This window comes from Methanothermococcus sp., assembly GCF_015523155.1.
Taxonomy (GTDB): Archaea; AGJL01; Methanococci; order Methanococcales; family Methanococcaceae; genus Methanofervidicoccus.
In genome coordinates, this window is record NZ_WAKW01000014.1 from 1 (window position 1) to 20,392 (window position 20,392).

A 20,392-nucleotide genomic window follows, 5' to 3' on the forward strand; every position below is an offset into this window, starting at 1 on the left:
TGGACGAAGTCCATTTTAAGACGGAGGGGAGTAATTCACTCAGAGTTATACCTTATATAAAGGTAATCTCTGGGTTAGAATCCCCTATGAGTCAGGAAGCCTTGCCCGAAGGGCGAGGGCTACGAAAACCGAAAGGTTTTCGTTCAACCCCTCCCGTAAGGGAAGGGGTAATTCACAGGACTATTTGTAAAAAGAATATATACTTTTTTTAATTTTAATTTTAACTTTTTAAATATACTATATAACATAAAACTTGGTGAAAATATGGTTTCAAAAGACGATGTTTTAAATGCTTTGAAAAAAGTTGCAGACCCACACATGGGAATAAGTATAGTAGATATGGGATTAATAAAAAATATAGAAATTGATGAAGAAAACAATGTTTCATTTGATTTAATTCCTACAAACCCCGGATGTATGAGTATAATGGGCATGGCTATGGGGGCAAAAGAAGTTGTTAAGGAGATTGAAGGGGTAAAGGATGTAAAGGTAACTGTGAAAGGGCACATGATGGAAGAGGATATAAATAAAATTATTAATGGATAAATTTTTTATTTTCCTTTTTACTTATTTAATTTATAAAATTTATATCAAATGACTAAATAATCATTTTTTTGCATACATTTTTTATATAATTATTTTTATTATTTTTATATATTTTATAATCATAAATTTATTTTCGGTGAAATGATGTTTAAAAAACCAAAAGGAACAAGAGACTTTACACCTATTGAAATGAAAAAAAGAAGAATCATTGAAAACAAATTAAGAACTGTATTTGATAGCTACAATTTCAAGGAAATAAACACCCCAACATTTGAGAGCTTCGAGCTCCTATCTAAAAAAACTGGTGAAGATATAAGAAAGCAGTTGTTTGTTTTTAAAGACCATGGAAATAGGGAGATGGGTCTTAGACCTGAGCTCACATCATCAGTTGTAAGATTCTATATAAATGAACTTAAAAACCTTCCAAAGCCGTTAAAATTATACTACTTTGCAAACTGTTTTAGATACGAGAACCCTCAGGCGGGTAGATACAGAGAATTTTGGCAAATGGGCTGTGAATTGATAGGTAGTAAATACCCAATAGCAGATGCAGAGATTATAAATTTGGCGATGGATGGACTGAATAAAATAAATATGGATTATGAAATAAATATAGGTCATTTAGGAGTGTTAAAGGGAATATTTAAAGAATTCGAGCTTTCAGAGGATGAAGAATTAAAAATAAGAAGGTTAATTGATAAGGAGGATTACGAAGGTCTTGAAAATTATCTTTCTGAACTTAAATCATCCGATGAATTAAAGGATATAATATTTAAAATACTAAATTCAAAAGGAGATAAATCCGTAATACCTGATTTAAAAGAAGTTTTAAAGGATTATCCAACATCAATTGAAGCACTGAATAATTTAGAGGAAATCTTAGAATTTGTAAAGCACGATAATATTGTAATAAATTTCGGTATAGCCAGAGGATTGGATTATTATACAGGAATGGTATTTGAAATCTACGGAAAGAGGGAAGGGGCTCGGCAAGTATGCGGTGGTGGAAGATACGACAATTTAATAGAATTATTTGGAGAACAGCCTACACCAGCAGTTGGTTTTGCCTATGGATTTGATAGAGTTATGCTGAATATTGATGATTTTGAAGTTGAAGATGAAAGCATATTAATAATACCAATTAAAAAAGATAAAAAACTTTTAAAAGAGTGTTTAAATATAGCCGATAAATTAAGAAAAAGCGGAAAAAGCGTAGAAGTTGATTTAATGAACAGAAAATTAAATAAAGCTCTGAATTATGCTAATACCGTTGGAATTAATAAGGTAATTATAGTTGGTGAGAAGGAGCTCAGCGAAGGTAAGGTTTCATTGAAAAATATGAAAACAGGTGAGCAGGAGCTCGTGGGTTTAGAGGATTTGTAGTATTAATTATTTATTTTTTATTTATTTATTTTTATAGTGTAGTATCTTTTACACTTTACAATACTTTCATATAAAGATATAATGAGGTTAAGCTAAAAGAATTTTTACGAATATAACCTTTTTATATTTCAATGTTTATATAAAATCTTTTAACATAAAAAATTTTATTCTTTAAATTTAAGCGATATATCAGTTGGGTAGTTGCCTGAGACACATGCAAGACATAGATTTTTTCTACCTATTGCCTTTATTAAACCTTTAATACTTAAATAACCTAAAGAATCGGCATGGATATAATCTCTTATTTCATCAACAGATTTTGAGCTGGCAATTAATTCTTCCTTTGTGGGCATATCTATTCCATAAAAACATGGGGATATTATTTTCGGAGAACCTACTCTTAAATGGACTTCTTTTGCCCCTGCCTTCCTAACCATATCTACGATTCTTCTTGATGTTGTTCCTCTAACGATACTATCATCAATTAAAACCACTCTTTTATCTTTTAATATGGACTTAACAGGATTTAATTTCAATCTAACTGCCAAATTTCTCTCTTCTTGAGTGGGGAGTATAAATGTTCTTCCCACATACCTATTCTTTATTAAACCCTCATAATATGGAATATCCAATTCTTCGGAATATCCTATTGCCGAGGTTATTCCCGAATCTGGAACAGGTGAAATTATGTCTGCATCACAAGGTTCTTCTTTTGCAAGTATTTTGCCAATGTTTCGCCTTACATTATATACGCTGATACCGTCAATTACTGAATCAGGTCTTGCAAAATAAACATATTCAAACATACATGTTGATGCCTTTTTTGATGAGATATCATCTGAAACATAATAATTCTCAATACCTTTATCACTGATTACTACAATTTCTCCTGGATTAACATCCCTTATGAGCTCGGCATCAACTACATCTAAGCCACAGCTTTCTGATGAAATATAAAAATTATTCTCATCCTTTCCAATGCATAATGGTTTAAAACCATTTGGGTCTCTAACGGCTATAAGTGTGTTGTTGTATAATATAATTAAAGAATATGCTCCAATTAACTCTTTTGAAACATTTATTATTGACTGAATAATGTCTTCTGTTTTTAGGAGCTCCTTTACAAGGAGGTGTGCCACAACCTCGGAGTCTGTTGATGATGTAAATATATGCCCCTGCTTTTCCAGCTCTTCCTTCAAAATATGGGAATTAACAATATCTCCATTATGGGCTATTGCCAAATTCCCAAGTGAGCTATTTACTATAAACGGCTGGCAGTTTTCAATTACTGAGCTCCCTGTGGTTGAGTATCTAACATGACCTATTCCAATATGTCCTTTAAGAAGCTGGATATTTTCATTATTGAATACCTCGGGGACTAATCCTAATCCTTTATTGGAGTACAATTCATGTCCATTGCTTACTACAATTCCTGCTCCTTCCTGACCTCTATGCTGTAAAGCATAAAGACCATAATATATCTTTCTTGCAACATCTTTATCTGAAAAAGAATATATTCCGAATATTCCACACATTTTATCACAGTTTAAAGTAATGGTTATAGAATGCTATAAAATATTAATATTATAGGTTATGAATAAAATTAATATTATTAGTTTAGCAACCTAATATTTAAAGATTAACTGTGGATAGAAGATAAAAATAAAAAATAAGTTATGAATAAAAAATAATATGTTATCGAGCTCCTGCACCTCCACCTCCAAATCCACCACCTGCACCAAATCCACCACCCATTCCCGGAGTTCCGCCGGATGGTTTTGTGGTGGCAATATATGCAGTATTTACTGAGGAATGCATGGAGCCGAAGGAATAATATATTAGAGGATAATAATATATCATCTCTTGCGTATTTTCAGGTAATTTAACATCTAATGATTTCAACGCCTTTTCAACATTCCTTCCAACACCAAGGGCAGTTCCATATATCAACCATTCTTTCCACATCACTATATCCTGAGGAGCGTATTTTTTTATCATGGCAATATCAGATAGAAACTTCTTAAATGATTCCCATTCAAGTTTTTCTTTATAATAATCCTTTTTCCATTTGCCAAATAGAGTTTTAGGGGCTATAATTAATACAATACATTGCATAACCCATATTAGAGATAAATGGAATATATTTGAGGTATCAGGATATAATATACTATAATCTCCTGAGGAAAGTCCAAATGATATTAATGCTACAATCACCGAACAGGCAAGTAAAGCCCATATTATTATATTTCCAGTATTATCCATATATTCCTTAATACGATATGATGATGTAGGTGAGCTCATGATGCTATTAACTTCATTCCATAGTCGCTGAGCTCCTACTTCATCCATATCATGTTTATATTTTAAGGCTATTGCCTCAATTGTTGAAGGTTTAAATATATTATTCTTCGAGTATCTTATTAAGAAAGTCATTACCTTTTTTTCATAGTTATCTAAATTGGATAAATCCCTATTAAGTATCTCTATACTAATGTCGTTGTTTGATTCTCCTGATAATATTTTGATATATTTTTTATCATGAAGGTCTAAAAGCGTGGCATAAAATCCCTCCTTCTCAAACTTACCTAACTTTCCATTGAATATTAAATTAACAACCCAAGGTTTTCTATTTTTGTTTGGAACATAGCTTAAATATTTAGGAACAATGTATTTCTTTTCTACACCGTATTTGTTATAAAAGATATATGCTATCAATGGAAAGATTACAACCATTACGGAAAACAAATATTTTATTATTGACAATATTTTGTTTATTAAGAAATATCTGCTATTTGCTGATAAGGTCTTTTCCTTAACATTATCTACATAATTGTAGTATCCTGCAACAGATTCTGGTTTTAAAAGCATCTCTAATTCTATTAATCCGTTTTTGGGGCTATGACCTGTAATTATATATCCATCCTCTGTTTTTGATACCTTAAAACCTACTGGATGCACAAATAAATTTAAAATATTATTATTTTTATCTACCACATGGATATTTACCTTTTTATATGGGAAATGCTCATCTGCAAGTTTTAGATTTAAATGGGATATGGTATTATCGTATTCTATCGGAGGGTATATGTTGAATAGATAGGATGTTGAATAATCCCCTGAGTTGTATCTATTGGGATTATAAAATCCTACTTCGTTTATTACATTGTATTGGACTACTAAGCTTTTTATATCCATTAATGCTTCGGAGGATTTAGTATCTGCATATAATGTTCCATCGTATTCCACCACATAGCCAATCATATCATTATTGGATGCACTTAAATTAAGCAAGGTTATGTGAGGGTGGGAAATTATTTCACTGTAAAGATAATTATAACTATAATCATGAGGAGCTCTGATACTTTCAACTTTGGAAATATTGCAACCACAAATTAAAGGCTCCTTCCAATCCCTATAAAGCATCCTATATTTTCTATTTTCATATATTTGATAGTTATAAGTTTCCCTTAGAGATATGTTTTTATCCAATATGAGCTTGGCATTGTAGGAATTTACCTCTATTGAACTGAAAGATGGTGAGGGTAGATATTGACTGCCTAAGCTTAAAGCTACTCCCAATATACCAATAACTGCCATTATAATCAATACTATAAACAACTGTTTTTCTTCCCTCATATTATCCCAATAAAAATAAAATATAAAATAAAATTATTTTTATTACTTCTATTTTTTATTTTGTATTTTTGCAGTATTAGAATTCTATTTTTGGTCTTTGACTTAGTTCCCTCTCCCCTTCTTCAAATTCTAAATAATTCATCTTTTTAAAGTTAAACATGTTTGCAACAATGTTTGAGGGAATAACATCGGCTTTTGTGTTGTATTCCTGCACTATGTTGTTGTATGTATATCTATGTCGTGCTATTTCATTTTCCATATCTTTGATGGCATTCATGAGCTCCATTACGGTGGATGAAGTTTTTAAATCTGGATAATTCTCAACTGCAACCATTACATTGCCCAATATCTGCCTTGACTGTTTATCTATATCCTGTATTTCCGAGGTAGATTGAGCTCTTAACACACTACTTCGGAGCTCTGTTATTTTTGTTAAAGTCTCTTTTTCAAATGAAGCATAGCTTTTAACACTATCAACAAGCTGATTTATCATATCCAGTCTTTTTTTAAGTGCTACTTTAATTTGACCAAGCGTAGCTTCTGCCCCATTTTTAAGGGTTTTAAATCGATTGTATATCATTGCAACATATATAATCAAAATAATCAGTAGAATTAAAATTACTCCGCCTATGAATATCCCTAAAATTAACAATATCATAATATACCTCCCCATGTTAAATATTCTAAATTATAATATGTTTAAATATAAAATATTTTATGGTATTTAATGATAATGTTAATATTGTATAATAATATAAAAAAATTATAATTATTTAAAAAAATAGAAAATAAAAATAAATGAAAAATAAATGAAAAAATAAAAAAATTATAAAATAAAAAAGGATTTTTAATCATGTTTCATTGTTTATTTTACTCTTGTACCATTTACTTTTTTGGATTTCCATGAGTATCTTTTAATTCTTTTGCTTGCTCCAAATCCACATGCAGCACAGACTTTCTTTTTAACATGATATGCTCTTCTTCCACATCTTCTACATATTATATGATTTGAACCTTTGTTATGTTTACCTTGGGAAGGCGTTCCTTTACTCATTTTTTTCACCGTGTTTTATTTTATTTTTATTTAATTTAATAATAATTATTTTTATAAATTTTATGATTATAATGATATAAACAATACATTGTCTCCTCTTATAACAATGAGTTGGTATTCTTTTTCATCACTTTCAAATTTTGCATTTTCAAGTGCTACATTCAAATGTAAATCGTAGGCTTTTAATTTACCTTTTACCATATTTCCATCTTTTAAATGAACAGCTACATTTGTGTTTATTGACTTACCCAATGCATCCAATGGTCTTTGAGTATCTATCATTTTTATTACACCTCATTAAAAAATAAATAATGTATTTAAGATTTAGAAATTATTAACCACTTCTAATATATAAGAGTTTCCAATATATAACGATAAATATAATGTAGTATAGAGAAAATAATTTATTCATTTTCTTCATGCATTATATCCCTCTCCTATTTTTATATATGTCTTCTTATGCTTTTTAAACTTCGTTTTTTAACAATTAACGGCGTTCTTTCCACTTCCAGCCCGTCGCTTGTTGGGTATCTCTCAGAAATATAGGCACTGAAATTTATATTGCAATTCATATTTTTTAATTCATCAATTAAGTCCTCCAAAACATAAGGATTTAAATATAAATTATTGCCGTTTATTTCATAAGGAATTTCGTTATACTCCAACATATCAACTATTTCATTGATATCATCCAAATCTTTAAAGGATATTATGCCCCTCAATATTAGCCCTTCATCAGTGATTATATCATAATCCTTTGCTACATTTTTTGCCCTATTTATAAGTCGATTTTTCATCTGTATGCCGTCTTTTAAAGCAGAAGGGCAGTAATGAATAATAAGGTTAAATTTACTGTTTTTATTTTTTTTCTCTTCCTTCTTCTTTTTTTCTTCGAAATAATTAATTACCTTTTTGGCAGTTTCTTCACTTCCCAAAATCTCCGATGCAAAATCGTTTTTTTCTGTAAATCCCTTTTGTTTCAGTATATCATAGTTGGTTTCCGAATATTCCAATTCGTTAATGTTTAAGAACTTTACACCGATTTTGTTCAATTCTTCCGCTAAATAAACAATCTCTTCTTCATAATTTGGTATTGCGGGGATTTCTACACCCACATCTTTTATATATCCCATACATAATTTTAACTTATTTAAAAAATCATCCATGTAGTTTTTAAACTCATCGCTATCAAAGTCTTTTTTGCTGTATCTGTTGAAGAATTTTGTAGGATGGAGCCTTATTTCATCAAGCCCTGCCTCTTTAAGCATTTTTAGTTTATCTTCATCCAAATGAGTTGGTGTTGTGTATAAATGAGCGTGAAAGTTTGAATCTTTAAATTCATTTTTCAGAGCTCTGATATATTCGCAAGTTCGTTCTATTTTTAACAGGGGATTGCCTCCGGTGATACCAACCCCTTTACTTCCACATAGGTGAGCTTCATCAATAGCTTCTTCAACTGAGTTTATTTTCCGTTCGTTTGCATAAATAATATCTTTTTCTTTTCTGTTCTCTGAAACTGGACAGTAAAAGCAGTTTTCACCACATAATCCAGTAATGAATAAAACGAGCTTTTCCCCTTTTATGCAGTATTGGCATCCAACTGGAAGGTTTTTAATATTTTTAAATAAATTTCTTTGTAATTCTTCAATATCCATAATCATACCTTAATATTCTATTTATTTTTTAATTTAATATTTTATTTATAATAATCTTTTGTTTATGATTATAATTATATATTTTATTTATTTATTTCTTCTAAAATCATATTCAACAATTTTTTATCATTTGCAACAATTATATTATACCTATCCGTTGCATTTAGATTAAATTTAAATTCATGCCCATTTTCATCGGTAATTATTGCCCCAGCTTCCTTACAAATAATATAGGAAGATGCAAAATCAGTTGTTCTAACATAAGGTCTTATGTCAAATATACCGTCGAGAGCTCCTTTTGCAACATATGCCATCTCAATGCCGAATGCTCCCATAATCCTTACACGCCTAACCTTTCCGATTAAATTTAAATTTTTCTTTGAATAATAACTTATTACGGCTTCTTTTTCATTGTATTCCTTTACTTTGATTTTTTCCCCATTTAAAAATGCTCCCTTCCCGGCAAATGCTTCATAGGTGTTTTTTGTTAAAAATTCATAGGTTAAACCATAATAGGGATTGTTATTTTTAAACACTGCAAAACAAAAGCCAAAACACGGAAACCCTATTGTAAAATTAAAGGAACCATCTATTGGGTCGATTACCACAGTCCATTCACTGTTATTATTTATTGTTCCAATTTCCTCGCTCACAATATTAACATTTAATGGTTTTAAATATTTTAAAACAATATCTTCGCTTATTCTATCTACTAATTCGGTAGTATCCCCACTTGGAGAGTATCCAACAATTTTGGCTCCTTCTTTTTTACCAAAATAAGGCATTACATCTTTTTCAATTTCTTTTGCAATTTTCAATCCGAGCTCATTCCAGTTCATATTTTCTCCTTCATTTTAATGGTTTTAATTCTTAAAAATAAAAAATAACTTGTAATATAAAAATATAATATTTATCAAACTTAAAATAATATTTAATAAAAAAATTTTTTAATTTATTGGTGAAGTTTCTTTTCTATTGCTATTGTAAATATCAATTACTATTCAAATATTCTTCTATCTTCTCCACAAGGATTTCATAAGTCCATTTTAATTTATTTTTATCCCTTTCAAGAAGTGTTGTTCTAAATCCGTTTAATTTAGAGTTAAAGGATGACATCGGAACAATACACAAACCCGATGATGCCAGCAGATTATAAACAAATCTCATATCATGAGGTTTTCCCTTTGATATTTCATCAACATATTTTCTGAGCTCGGGGTTTTCTATTTTTAGCTTTTGATTATCATTTAAATATTCTTCGTCAAATACAACCCCCATGTAAAAGGCACCGTTTGTTTTATTTACGATGAGTCCATCAATAGGTTTTAATTTATTGTATGCAAAGTTTGAAGCTTTTTCGTAGTAATTTCTCCTTTCATCCAGATATTTATGGAATTTAGGGTTGCTCATAATCTTAGGTATAACCTTCTGAGGTAAGGTTGTAGAGCATACTTCAATCATCTTAAATTTACAGATACCTTCAACATATTTTTTAAATATTGGGTCTTTATCTGCGTTATATATTTCCATCCATCCACATCTTGCACCAGGCCATGGGAGTTCTTTTGATATACCCTTTAGTGATATTCCACATACATCATCTATCACTTCCGATAAATATATGTGCTTTTTGCCATTATAAACTAAATGGTGGTATATCTCGTCGCATAGTATAAACAAATCATATTCATTTGCAATATCTACAACTTCATCCAATACCTTTTTTGAATAAACTGCACCAGTTGGGTTCCCTGGATTTATTACCAATATTCCAGATACTGCGGGGTTGTATTTCACCTTATTTCTTAAATCGTCCATATCTGGATACCAGTTGTTGTTTTCATCCATCTTATACATAAGGGGTGGGCATCTTGCATGTAGCCCTTCTGCTGATGAATGGGTTGGATATGCTGGTGAAGGTCCGATTACTCTTGATTCCTTTTTTAACAATCCGTATATTTTCGTAATTGCATCACCAAGCCCATTAAAAAATATTATATCATCTGCTGTTATCTGAGCTCCGTTCTTTTTATTGTTCTCTTCTGCAAGAAATTCTCTAGTCTCTAAAAGACCCTTTGTTGGACAGTATATATATGAATCATCTTCCATAACCGTTTCTGCAATTATCTCTTTTATCCAGTTTGGAACCTTCTCTCCCTTTATAATTGGGTCTCCTATGTTCTCCCATGTTATGTTTATTCCGTAGCTCTCCACTTTTTTTGCAACTTCAACAATTTCTCTTATTTCATAGGTGAGCTCGGTTGCTCCTTCGTGTATAATATTTGTTCTCATCCTATCACATTTATTTTATTGTATTTTATTTTTTTGTTTTTTTATTGTATTTTTATTGTAATTTTTTTACTATTTCTATGTATGTTAAATAGAGCCCTATTTATTACCTTCCTTTAAAAAAATTAAATGTATTTAAGAAAAAACAAGCTTATAGTATATAATACTTTCGGTTATTTAATTAAAATAGAGCGGTATTATGAGATGAATATCTTTTATATATTTTTTGAAAATAGCATATTAATGTTTATTATATAAAAATTTAAATAATAATAAATTTATTTAATTATTTAACTTATTAATTGGTGAAAAACATGGTGCATTTATCCGAGATTCATTTAAAAAATTTCAAATCATTTAAAAACGCCAAATTAAAAATACCTTCTGGATTTACTGCCATACTGGGTCCAAATGGTTCAGGGAAATCAAATATTATAGATGGAATATGTTTTGTTCTTGGAAAAACCTCTGCAAAATCATTAAGGGCAGGGAAATTCAATGAGTTAATTACCTATCACAAAAACAAAAGAGCGGATTATGCAGAAGTGATTTTGTTTTTTGATAACACCGATAGAAAGATCCCCATAGATTCTGATAAAGTTGGAATATCGAGAAAGGTAAAATTAAAGGGAGATAATAATTATTATTTAATATGGTATGAAAAGAATAAAGAAAATAAAAAAAATAACGAAAAATATGGAAATAACGACAAGCTAGTAGAAAAGCGAAAAAAAATGAAAAAATCTCAAATAATAGATATATTCAACAGAATTTCATTAAGTGGGGATGGATTAAATATTATTCTTCAAGGAGACCTCATAAGATTAATTGAGATGTCTCCAAGGGAAAGGAGAAAGGTAATTGATGAAATAAGCGGAATTTCAGAATATGACGAAAAAAAGGAAAAATCACAAAGAGAACTGGAAAAAGCTAGGGAGTATATTGAAAAAATAGACATAAGAATAAACGAAGTAAGAGCAAACCTTGAAAAACTTAAAAAAGAAAAGGATGATGCGGAGAAGTATTTAGAACTAAGCGAGGAATTGAAAACTACAAAATACATACTTACTTCAAAAAAAGTAGAGCTCCTAAAAGTAGTGCTGGAAGATACTGAAAAAAACATTAATGCCTTAAAAGAATTAAAGGAAAAATTTCAGGGCGATATCCACAATATAGATGGTGAAATACTTAATTTAAAAAATAAGCTTGAAAATATTATAAATGAATTAAAGGAAAAGGGAAACGAGGAAGTGATGGAGCTCCACAAATCCATAAAGGAACTTGAATTAAATATTGAAAATGATAAAAAACAGCTGAACAATAGTTTAGATGATTTAAAAAACTCAAAAACTCAGTTAGAAAGTAAAGAAAAGGAATTAAATGAAACTCGGGTAAAAATAAACAATATAAGAAAAGAAACGATGGAAAAGGAAAGGGAAATAAAATCCATCAAAGAAACCATAAAAAATTTGGAAGATGAAAGGAGCTCCTTAAAATCATCTGTGGAGAAAAGTGAAACTCATATAAACATACTCAAACAGCAAGAAAGAAAGCTTTCCGAGAGATTAAATGAATACCAAAAGGAACTACATAAATTAAGAACTGAATTAAACGATATAGATGGGGAAATAAATAAAAAATCCTTTGATTTAAAACGAAACAGTGAAACTATTGAAAAACTAAAAGAAGAACTTAATTTAATAAATAAAAACACCGACGATACAAAAACTCTTTATAAGGAACTTGAAGATGTTGTTGTGGAACTAAAATTTTCAAAGAAGCAGTTGCAAAAATATGAAGAGGAGAAGAAGGAGCTCCAAAATAGAAGGGATAATTTATACTCAGAATACGCCAAAGAAAATGCAAAAATTAAGGCATTAAAGGAGATGGAAAATTTCAATGTGAATAGCACAATAAAAAGCATATTGGATGCTAAGCTTCCCGGTGTTGTGGATATTGTTGGAAATCTCGGAAAAACAAAAAATAAATATAAAACAGCAATTGAAATTGCAGGCGGAGGAAGGTTAAATCATATCGTAGTTAAGAGGATGGATGACGGAGCTCGGGCGATAAAATATCTAAAAAGAAACAAACTTGGAAGGGCTACATTTTTACCTATGGATAGAATAAGGGGGAATGAGCCCCGGCACATAAATGAGGAGGGTATAATTGGAAGGGCTGTTGATTTGGTGGAATTTAAGGAGGAATACAGAAACATATTCAATTATGTGTTTGGAAATACCATTATTGTAAAGGATTTGGAAACTGCGAAGAACCTTTCAAAAAAATATAAAGTTAGGTTCGTATCTCTTGAAGGGGATGTTGTGGAGGCTTCTGGTGCTATGGTTGGAGGAAGTATCAGGCGGTCTTCAAATATAAAGGTTGAAATAGACACTTCAAAGCTTGAAAAACTTGCAAATGAGTTAAAAGAAATAGAAAATAAATTAAACGGTGCTGATGGAATAAATAACAAGATTGATGAGATTAGTAGAAAGATAAACACATATTCCGCCAAAAAAATGGAATTGGAGAATAAATTGCGACTGATAAAGGAAAATGAAAACAGAAAAATGGATATTATTAAAAATAATAACACAAAAATAAAAGAAATTGAGCTGATAAATAAAAAACTTGGGGATGAACTGGAAGAGCTGGAAGATTTAAAAGAAGAATTAGAGCATAAAATAAAAAACCTTGAAAATAAAATCGATGAGACAATATCCACGAGGGAAAGGGTATTAAAGGAATTGAAATCATACGAGGATTCCACACTTATAAAAAGGATTAGGGATGTGGAGAGGGAAATAGAAATACTTAGCAAAAAGAAGGATGAGCTGGAAAATGACACAAAACGAAATGCAGTTCTTATAAAAGAAGTCCTCATTCCTAAAATGGCGGAAACTACTGAAAAAATAAAAGAATTAAATGAAAAAATAGCCATGCTCCAAAAAAATATAGAATTTTACAAAAACAATATTGAAAAAAATGTGCAGGTGTTGAGGGATAAGAAGGATAGATATGTAGAGCTCACCAAAGATTTGGAAGAGCTCACTGAGAAAAAGGCAATGTATGAAAAGCAAATGGAAGAACTAAACAATAACAAAAAAGAACTTATTGAAAAGATTGGCGGTATTAATAAGGAAATAAACACACTATTGATTGATAAAGCAAAATACGAAACTCGATTGGAAGATGAAGAGAAAAAACTTTATTTATGTGAAAAAATCGAAGATGTGTCTGATGAAATATTTAATAAAATAAGTGCCATGGAAATAAATGAGCTGGAAAAGTATGTCATAAAACTTGAAAATAGTATAAAAAGGCTTGAACCAATAAACATGAGGGCTATTGAGGATTACGAGTATATCGAAGAAAGGTATAAAGAGTTATTTGATAAAAGAAAGGAGTATGAAGAAGATGAGAAAAAATACCTCCAACTAATCGAAGAGGTTGAGAAGAGGAAGAAAGAGGTATTTATGGAAGTATATGAAAAGATTGCCAAAAATTACGAGGAGATATATAAGGACATTGGAGGAACTGGAAAATTGAGTTTAGAAAATCCTGAAAATCCATTTGAAGGAGGGCTTTTAATCGATGCCTCACCGAGAAACAAAAGCCTTCAAAGTTTAGATGTGATGAGTGGTGGAGAAAAATCCTTAACTGCGCTGGCATTCCTCTTTGCCATTCAGAGATTAACGCCTGCACCGTTCTATGTGCTTGATGAGGTTGATGCGGCACTTGATACAAAAAATGCAACACTTATTGGGGATATGATTAAAAATGCCTCAAAGGAATCTCAATTTGTGGTAATATCTCACAGAGAGCAGATGATAAGTAAGGCAGATACGCTTTATGGGGTTTATATGGAAGATGGATTGAGTAGGATTGTAGGTGTAAAGTTGTAATTTTAAATCATCATGATAATCATGATAATTGAAGGGATGATAGTAATAATTTGAAGGGGTAATTTAGGAGGAGCTCCATAGCATATATATGGATGTATAATAATATATTTAAAATTATTTAAAAATAATTAATAATTAATTTTGGTGGGGATATGGATGATTTCTTAAAAATAGTTTTGTTTGCGATTATTCCTTTCTGGTCTATATTGCTTATTATCATATTCTATCCAGTATATAAAAAATATAAAAAAGCCAAAAATTCGTGGAAAGTATTGTATGAAGCAAAAATGGATACTTTTGAAAGTTTAAAATATAATTTAAAAAATAGTATTTTCACAAATAAATTTTTTGCTACGATATTTATAATTGGCATAATGGCAGATATTTTTGGAATAATTTGGGGACTAATCCATAAAATTATGGCGGAGATATTTTTTCATGGGGTAATTCTTTTGTATTTTATTATATTATTCACAATATTTAGAAAGCCAAATCTATTAACCAAATTTGGTTCAAAACCAACATTAAAAAATGTTATTATCTGTGATAAAGGGATTATTTATAATCAGAGTAAGGGAGCAATGACATGGAAACAGTTTAAAGGATATAAAAAGAACAATGGGTATATTTATTTAATAATAAAGAAAAAACCAAATAATGCCAATGCTTTAAAATATAGTAAAGAACTTGAAAATATTATTAAGGATTTTTTAAATGAAATAACTTAATAAATAAGGAAAAATATTAAGAATAAAATTGTAGCATTGTGAAATAAAAACATAAATAAAGAAAAATAATATATAATAATTTAAAAAGAAAATGATATAAAAATCAACGGTAAAAAAATACATAAAATCAAAGATTTTATATTTTTTCTCCCGGAGGTCGAAAAAATAACGAAACCAAAGATTTCGAATTTTTTCACTTAAAAAAAGATAAAGAGCGTGAAAAAATGGCAGTACATCCAATTGATTTTAGATATGGTTCAAAGGAAATGAAAGAAGTTTGGGAAGAAGAAACAAAACTTCAAAAAATGCTTGAAGTTGAGGCAGCTATCGCAAAGGCACAAGGAGAACTTGGCATAATTCCAATGGAAGCAGCGGAAGAAATAAACAGAAAGGCATCAACAAAATATGTAAAACTGGAAAGAGCAAAGGAAATCGAAAGGGAAACAAGACATGACATTGTGGCAATGGTAAAGGCATTTGCAGAAGTATGCGAAGGAAACGCAGGTGAGTATATACATTTCGGTGCAACATCCAATGATATTGTCGATACATCCCAATCACTCCAATTTAAAGATGCCATTGCCATATTGTTGGATAAATTAAAAACATTAAGAGATGAATTAATTAAAAAGGCAGAGGAACACAAATATACAGTATGTATTGGAAGAACCCACGGACAGCATGCCATTCCTACAACATACGGCATGAAGTTTGCACTTTGGGCTTCTGAAATTCAAAGGCATATGGATAGGTTAGAAGTATGCAAAGAAAGATTATGCGTTTCAATGATTACAGGGGCTGTTGGAACAATGGCAGCTCTTGGAAAGGACGGTATAAAAATCCACAAAAGAGTTGGAGAGATACTTGGATTAAATCCAGTTTTAATATCAAATCAGGTAATTCAAAGGGACAGACATGCTGAATTTATGGCAACCCTTGCATTAATTGCCCAAACTCTTAACAAAATAGGTGTCACAGTAAGAAGCATGCAGAGAACTGAAATAAAAGAACTGGAAGAAGAATTCGACGCATCAAAACAAACCGGTTCATCGACAATGCCCCATAAAAGAAATCCAATTACATTTGAACAGATTTGTGGGCTTTCAAGAGTAATTAAAGCAAATGCTCTTGCTGAATTTGACAACATTCCACTATGGGAAGAGAGGGATTTAACAAACTCCTCACCAGAGAGATGTTTATTCCCAGAATCATGCGTTCTATTAGACCATATATTAAACCTCTCAATTAAAGGCATGAGAAAATTGACAGTAAATATTGAGAATGTAAATAGAAACCTTGAATTAACAAAAGGACTTATAATGGCGGAAAGAGTTATGATTACCCTTGCTAAAAAGGGCATGGGAAGACAGACGGCTCATGAAGTTGTAAGGAAGTGTGCAATGAAGGCTCATGACGAAAACAGACATTTAAAAGAAGTTTTAAGTGAAGATGAAGAGGTAATGAAATATTTAGCTGAGGCTGAGCTCGACGAATTATTTGACTACAAAACATACATTGGTCTTGCTCCTGAAATCGTTGATGAAGTAATTACCACATTGAAAAACAAGGAATAAGGAAGAATATGGGCTGGATAGATGATTATTTACACATCCTCCAATGCCCTTTTTGTAAGGGGGATTTGGAACTAATTAAGAAGAATGGAAAGGAAGCATTAATTTGTAAAAAATGCAAAAAAACCTTTGAAATAGTGGATAATATACCTATATTATTAAAAAAGTGAAACTATGAGATGCTTTTTAGCAATTGAATTAAATGAGGATATAAAGGAAAAACTTGAAGAATTAAAATCCTGCTTTAAAATAGACGGAATAAAACCGGTTGAAAAGGAAAATTTCCACATAACAGTTAAATTTTTAGGAGATATTGACGAAGAAATGGTGGAAAAAATAAAAAATTTAGATTTATCCATTAAACCAGTTAAAAGCCATATAAAGTATATGGGTGTTTTTCCAAACGAAAACTACATAAGAGTAATATGGATAGGTGCCACCAATTTAATACCTGTTTTTAAAGAAATTGACAAAAAACTTTCAGAACTGGGCTTTAAAAAAGAAAAAGATTATGTTCCACACATCACTATTGGAAGGGTCAAATTTACCAAAGATAAAAAACTGCTAAAAAGTAAAATTGATAAGTATAAACATGTAGAGCTCGGCACACTTGAAGTTAAAAATATCGTTTTGATGAAGAGCGAATTAACAAGAGAAGGTCCTATATATGAAGTAATTAAAAAATGGTAAATTATGGAAGGAATTTATTATTTCTGTTTTGGCTCTTACATATATGTTTTTAAAATATTCGATACCTGGATTGTTTGTAGGTCTATTTATAGCAGAAATATTTGTGGAGCTAAATATAATTAATAAATTATCATTTATTGGTGCAATATTTACCAAAATTGCAAATCTTCCAGAAGAATGCGGATTGGCCATAACCTTAGCATTTATCGACCCAAGAGCTGCAAATGTTATGCTTATAGATTTTTATAAAAATAATCAAATATCCAAGAAGGAGCTCTATATAGCCTCATTAATGGATGCATTTCCAGCGGTATTAAAACATTGGGATTCCCTTGTTCCAACATTATTTGCTACTATGGGTATATTGGGAATAATTTATTTTATTATTATGGTGTTAATCGGGTTAATTGCAACACTTATATTTGCCCTACTTGGAAAAATAACAATAAAAAAAGTAAATAAAGAAGAAAAAAAATTAAATATGGACATTATTGAGAAAGAACTATATTTACAAACCCCTCTAAAAAATGGTAAGATGGGAAATAAGAAGGATAAGAAGGATTTATTTAAAATATATAAAGATTTTAAAAAGGTAATCTATAAAACCATAAAAACATCTCTGCCCATAATAAAAACCATATTTATAGCTTCTTTAATAACTTCTTTTTTAATTAGAATAGGTGTTTTTGACTATATGACTGAATATGTTAAAAATCATATAATAATGTTTTTGCCATTCTCCACCGAAGAATTAACCATTTCCATAACCTCAATGATAAACAGTATAGCGGCCTACACTATGGCAGGTTCGTTGTTGGATAAACACGCCATAAATAGTATTCAAGCCATAAGGGCTTTATTATTGGGTTCTGTTCTATCCAGCATAACTGTAATTAGATATTTGATACCATATTATATTGGATTATATGGAGTTAAGGATGGAATAAATCTCATGATGATATCCACAGTTATGAGGGTAGTTATATCGATATTTTTTATAATCCTCATAAGCATTCTTTAATATTTAAAAAAATTAACTTAATTTTTTCCATAAAATATACCCAAGACATATAAATATTATTATAACCCCATATAAGTAATAACTTATCATTCTATTTTCAGATTTTTTATTGTTATTATCACTAGAATTTTGGATATTTTTCCTTAATTCATTTAAATTTAATTTTTTGTAAGTTTCATTATTAAAGATATATAATGATGAATCATTTCCAATTAACATAAAGTATTTTCCATTATATCCCACATCTATAGGATTTAAATCACTTGTGTTTATTTCAATAACTCCATCATTTTTTAAGTTAATTTTTTCAATGCCTAAGATGTAGTTTTTAATATCATAATTATAATTACTTTTTATATTACTGTCTAAACTTTCTAATTTTGGTAAATCTTTGATATCCACTACCTTTTCTCCAACCTTTACTTCCTTATATTCTGTAAAATAAAGAGGAGGTGTTTTGTTATACCGCTTATACTGTTCAACAATTTCCTTAGTAATATTATTTTTAACTTTAACCTTTTCTATTTTCCAAATTCCCACAACAGCCTTTTTGGGGTAGATTAAATAAATATCGTCTTTGTCTATTGGAAAAATTTCATATATGCTTTTATTTATGTTAATGGTTTTTATTACATTTAGGTTATCATCTAAAAGATATAATTTATCCTTACCTACTCCCATCCAGTAATTTCCATATTTATTATAAACTATTTGGGATAATGAATGATTAAATTTTTTAAAATCGTAAAAATTGCCGTTGTATTTCACAAAGCACACTATATTGTTATCTACATACTTTAAACTGGTATCATTTCTCATATAAACAACTGAAAAAACTCCATTAGTATAAATAAGCCAATATCTGTCTTTTGAATTGTAATCAAAACAATAATCTTGTGGATTAAATTCGTAAGAGTAATAGTTCTTAGAGTGATTAACATATTTAAATAAATAGTTTTCTAATCCTAAACTTAATCCATAAAAATTATCTCCAACCCATATCAAGTTATTAGAAGATGTGTTATATTTTAATTCAATTAATATTGGCTTTGCTCCCATTCCTTCTTTATTATTAAAACATGCCAAAGCCTCATTATTATTACTTTTTAGATTGTAAAATTCTCCAAGAGGAGCTCTACTACCTAAATATAAAGTCCTATTGTTAATATCCAATTTACCAATACAGTATCCATCCCAAGCATTACATACAACATAAGTTTTATTTCCTAAGATAAAACTATCCTTGTAATATAAATATCCAAAATGTCTATTAATCTCATCATTAGAGTAAGTTTTATTTAGATAGGCAATGTGTATATACTTTGGAGTTATATTGTTTAAAGTTCCATTGTATTGATAAATATTATTGTTATTAATTACAATCCAATTCCCACCATTCAATTGAATAGAAGTCCATTTAATGAAAGACCATTCACTATTTGTTGCATTAACTGGAAGAATTAATACTAATAATAAAAAACTTAATAATAAAATTAGGCAATATTTTTTTTATCATTTATTTCACCTCAAAAAAATTTCCATCCATCAATGGTCTGATTTTAACTATCCATTTGTTCAAAATGAATTATATAAAGATGAACAATTTCCATCCATCAATGGTCTGATTTTAACTTTTATTCGCAATATCTTATATTTAAGTGTATAAATATATTTCCATCCATCAATGGTCTGATTTTAACGTCATTTCTTCTATGTCCAATAACTCGTCAATCGTTAAATTTCCATCCATCAATGGTCTGATTTTAACTGGCTTTCGGCGAATAGTTCAGGCAAGAAGAATATAATTTCCATCCATCAATGGTCTGATTTTAACCTTTCATCTCCACAACACTGCCCCATCTCCTAATTGAAATTTCCATCCATCAATGGTCTGATTTTAACGTACATCTCTAC

Annotated in this window: 17 protein-coding genes and 1 CRISPR repeat array; of the genes, 8 read left to right on the forward strand and 9 right to left on the reverse strand. The window is 29.8% G+C overall.

The window, feature by feature from the left end:
* Positions 1-264 precede the first annotated feature (264 nt).
* Both F7B34_RS02030 and hisS read left to right on the forward strand, forming a co-directional pair.
* Positions 265-546 (forward strand): metal-sulfur cluster assembly factor, encoded by a 282-nt coding sequence (locus tag F7B34_RS02030; RefSeq protein WP_292459958.1) that lies wholly within the window; start codon positions 265-267, stop codon positions 544-546.
* 144 nt (positions 547-690) lie between these two features.
* Positions 691-1,929 (forward strand): histidine--tRNA ligase, encoded by a 1,239-nt coding sequence (gene hisS / locus F7B34_RS02035; RefSeq protein WP_292459959.1) that lies wholly within the window; start codon positions 691-693, stop codon positions 1,927-1,929.
* A gap of 164 nt (positions 1,930-2,093) precedes the next feature.
* Here the strand turns inward: hisS and purF are convergent, their stop codons facing one another.
* The 8 genes from purF to F7B34_RS02075 form a co-directional block, all read right to left on the reverse strand.
* Positions 2,094-3,464 (reverse strand): amidophosphoribosyltransferase, encoded by a 1,371-nt coding sequence (gene purF, locus F7B34_RS02040; RefSeq protein ID WP_292459961.1) that lies wholly within the window; start codon positions 3,462-3,464, stop codon positions 2,094-2,096.
* A gap of 160 nt (positions 3,465-3,624) precedes the next feature.
* Positions 3,625-5,565, reverse strand: a complete 1,941-nt coding sequence (locus F7B34_RS02045) for a DUF2207 domain-containing protein (protein WP_292459963.1) — start codon at positions 5,563-5,565, stop codon at positions 3,625-3,627.
* A gap of 76 nt (positions 5,566-5,641) precedes the next feature.
* Complete coding sequence (locus F7B34_RS02050) at positions 5,642-6,223, reverse strand: LemA family protein (RefSeq protein WP_292459965.1); 582 nt, start codon at positions 6,221-6,223, stop codon at positions 5,642-5,644.
* A gap of 207 nt (positions 6,224-6,430) precedes the next feature.
* Positions 6,431-6,619, reverse strand: coding sequence for a 50S ribosomal protein L37e (locus tag F7B34_RS02055; RefSeq protein WP_292459967.1), 189 nt, complete (start codon positions 6,617-6,619; stop codon positions 6,431-6,433).
* A 66-nt stretch (positions 6,620-6,685) separates the two neighbouring features.
* Positions 6,686-6,901 (reverse strand): LSM domain-containing protein, encoded by a 216-nt coding sequence (locus F7B34_RS02060; protein WP_292459969.1) that lies wholly within the window; start codon positions 6,899-6,901, stop codon positions 6,686-6,688.
* 161 nt (positions 6,902-7,062) lie between these two features.
* Complete coding sequence (locus F7B34_RS02065; protein ID WP_292459971.1) at positions 7,063-8,274, reverse strand: radical SAM protein; 1,212 nt, start codon at positions 8,272-8,274, stop codon at positions 7,063-7,065.
* 83 nt (positions 8,275-8,357) lie between these two features.
* Positions 8,358-9,113: a bifunctional fructose-bisphosphatase/inositol-phosphate phosphatase gene (locus tag F7B34_RS02070; RefSeq protein ID WP_292459972.1), complete on the reverse strand. Its 756-nt coding sequence runs from the start codon at positions 9,111-9,113 to the stop codon at positions 8,358-8,360.
* Between the two features lie 151 nt (positions 9,114-9,264).
* Positions 9,265-10,566 (reverse strand): pyridoxal phosphate-dependent aminotransferase, encoded by a 1,302-nt coding sequence (locus tag F7B34_RS02075; RefSeq protein WP_292459974.1) that lies wholly within the window; start codon positions 10,564-10,566, stop codon positions 9,265-9,267.
* Between the two features lie 311 nt (positions 10,567-10,877).
* On the opposite strand from F7B34_RS02075, the gene smc reads away from it, so the two are divergent.
* From smc to F7B34_RS02105, 6 genes are all read left to right on the forward strand, one after another.
* Positions 10,878-14,468, forward strand: coding sequence for a chromosome segregation protein SMC (gene smc, locus F7B34_RS02080; protein WP_292459976.1), 3,591 nt, complete (start codon positions 10,878-10,880; stop codon positions 14,466-14,468).
* Positions 14,469-14,620: 152 nt separating this feature from the next.
* Positions 14,621-15,196: a hypothetical protein gene (locus tag F7B34_RS02085; RefSeq protein WP_292459977.1), complete on the forward strand. Its 576-nt coding sequence runs from the start codon at positions 14,621-14,623 to the stop codon at positions 15,194-15,196.
* A gap of 224 nt (positions 15,197-15,420) precedes the next feature.
* Positions 15,421-16,770 (forward strand): adenylosuccinate lyase, encoded by a 1,350-nt coding sequence (gene purB, locus F7B34_RS02090; protein WP_292459979.1) that lies wholly within the window; start codon positions 15,421-15,423, stop codon positions 16,768-16,770.
* Positions 16,771-16,778: 8 nt separating this feature from the next.
* Positions 16,779-16,937: a Trm112 family protein gene (locus F7B34_RS02095; RefSeq protein ID WP_292459980.1), complete on the forward strand. Its 159-nt coding sequence runs from the start codon at positions 16,779-16,781 to the stop codon at positions 16,935-16,937.
* A 4-nt stretch (positions 16,938-16,941) separates the two neighbouring features.
* Positions 16,942-17,457, forward strand: coding sequence for an RNA 2',3'-cyclic phosphodiesterase (thpR, locus tag F7B34_RS02100; RefSeq protein ID WP_292459982.1), 516 nt, complete (start codon positions 16,942-16,944; stop codon positions 17,455-17,457).
* 43 nt (positions 17,458-17,500) lie between these two features.
* Complete coding sequence (locus F7B34_RS02105; RefSeq protein ID WP_292459984.1) at positions 17,501-18,478, forward strand: hypothetical protein; 978 nt, start codon at positions 17,501-17,503, stop codon at positions 18,476-18,478.
* A 12-nt stretch (positions 18,479-18,490) separates the two neighbouring features.
* On the opposite strand, the gene F7B34_RS02110 is transcribed toward F7B34_RS02105, so the two are convergent.
* The gene (locus F7B34_RS02110; RefSeq protein WP_292459985.1) at positions 18,491-19,879 is read right to left on the reverse strand and encodes a hypothetical protein; all 1,389 of its coding nucleotides are present in this window, start codon (positions 19,877-19,879) and stop codon (positions 18,491-18,493) included.
* 132 nt (positions 19,880-20,011) lie between these two features.
* A CRISPR array of direct repeats spans positions 20,012-20,380; the repeat unit is 31 nt; unit sequence AATTTCCATCCATCAATGGTCTGATTTTAAC.
* Positions 20,381-20,392: the final 12 nt, after the last annotated feature.

What these genes read in the sequence shown, in the direction of transcription:
- F7B34_RS02030 (WP_292459958.1), top strand. Translation starts at nt 265, where the DNA reads ATGGTTTCAAAAGACGATGTTTTAAATGCTTTGAAAAAAGTTGCAGAC.
- hisS (WP_292459959.1), top strand. Translation starts at nt 691, where the DNA reads ATGTTTAAAAAACCAAAAGGAACAAGAGACTTTACACCTATTGAAATG.
- purF (WP_292459961.1), bottom strand. Translation starts at nt 3,464, where the DNA reads ATGTGTGGAATATTCGGAATATATTCTTTTTCAGATAAAGATGTTGCA.
- F7B34_RS02045 (WP_292459963.1), bottom strand. Translation starts at nt 5,565, where the DNA reads ATGAGGGAAGAAAAACAGTTGTTTATAGTATTGATTATAATGGCAGTT.
- F7B34_RS02050 (WP_292459965.1), bottom strand. Translation starts at nt 6,223, where the DNA reads ATGATATTGTTAATTTTAGGGATATTCATAGGCGGAGTAATTTTAATT.
- F7B34_RS02055 (WP_292459967.1), bottom strand. Translation starts at nt 6,619, where the DNA reads ATGAGTAAAGGAACGCCTTCCCAAGGTAAACATAACAAAGGTTCAAAT.
- F7B34_RS02060 (WP_292459969.1), bottom strand. Translation starts at nt 6,901, where the DNA reads ATGATAGATACTCAAAGACCATTGGATGCATTGGGTAAGTCAATAAAC.
- F7B34_RS02065 (WP_292459971.1), bottom strand. Translation starts at nt 8,274, where the DNA reads ATGGATATTGAAGAATTACAAAGAAATTTATTTAAAAATATTAAAAAC.
- F7B34_RS02070 (WP_292459972.1), bottom strand. Translation starts at nt 9,113, where the DNA reads ATGAACTGGAATGAGCTCGGATTGAAAATTGCAAAAGAAATTGAAAAA.
- F7B34_RS02075 (WP_292459974.1), bottom strand. Translation starts at nt 10,566, where the DNA reads ATGAGAACAAATATTATACACGAAGGAGCAACCGAGCTCACCTATGAA.
- smc (WP_292459976.1), top strand. Translation starts at nt 10,878, where the DNA reads ATGGTGCATTTATCCGAGATTCATTTAAAAAATTTCAAATCATTTAAA.
- F7B34_RS02085 (WP_292459977.1), top strand. Translation starts at nt 14,621, where the DNA reads ATGGATGATTTCTTAAAAATAGTTTTGTTTGCGATTATTCCTTTCTGG.
- purB (WP_292459979.1), top strand. Translation starts at nt 15,421, where the DNA reads ATGGCAGTACATCCAATTGATTTTAGATATGGTTCAAAGGAAATGAAA.
- F7B34_RS02095 (WP_292459980.1), top strand. Translation starts at nt 16,779, where the DNA reads ATGGGCTGGATAGATGATTATTTACACATCCTCCAATGCCCTTTTTGT.
- thpR (WP_292459982.1), top strand. Translation starts at nt 16,942, where the DNA reads ATGAGATGCTTTTTAGCAATTGAATTAAATGAGGATATAAAGGAAAAA.
- F7B34_RS02105 (WP_292459984.1), top strand. Translation starts at nt 17,501, where the DNA reads ATGTTTTTAAAATATTCGATACCTGGATTGTTTGTAGGTCTATTTATA.